Origin of the sequence: Pontibacillus litoralis JSM 072002, assembly GCF_000775615.1 — a bacterium.
In the GTDB taxonomy this organism is placed as follows: Bacteria; Bacillota; Bacilli; order Bacillales; family BH030062; genus Pontibacillus; species Pontibacillus litoralis.
Map to the genome: position 1 here is coordinate 1 of NZ_AVPG01000077.1, position 491 is coordinate 491.

The following is a 491-nucleotide window of genomic DNA, read 5'->3' on the forward strand; positions in this document are numbered from 1 at the left end:
CTTCAGCTTGGAGTTTCGAGCCTTGGAAGTAATCTAAGACTTTTTGGCTTTGTTTTTCGGCTTCACCCTTGTAATGCTCCCTCATTTGGTTGAAACGCTCTGAAATCGCCTTATTTTGCCTCTCCGCCCATTTCTCCCGACCCATTAAGGGCGGAGTTTCTATTTGTGGGCTTCTGGTTTCGCTATTTAGTTCCATGCTGCAGCTGGGATAATACAAGCGTTGGTTTATCCGTCCGTAGTATTCCCTTACGCTGTCATGGGTGGCGGTGCTGCCCTTGATGCCCCTTTGAAGCCCGAACTTGTTTTGCATCAGCTTCCCGTAGCTGTCTTGAAGTTCCGACATCTTGTGTCTGTTTCCCATGACTTCCTTGGCGGACAGTCTGCCGTCCTTTGTAAGCGGCACAACGACACAATGGACGTGCGGTGTCCGTTCATCGCAGTGGCAGGAGAACTCCACGATGTTCTTGTAGCCGAAGCGTTCCGCAACGAAG

At 50.5% G+C, this 491-nt stretch carries 1 protein-coding gene; it reads right to left on the reverse strand.

Going from position 1 to position 491, the window contains the following annotated elements; all coding sequences use genetic code 11:
- The coding region (gene mobV / locus N784_RS15775) for a MobV family relaxase (protein WP_198134456.1) at positions 1-491 on the reverse strand (491 nt) is incomplete at both ends.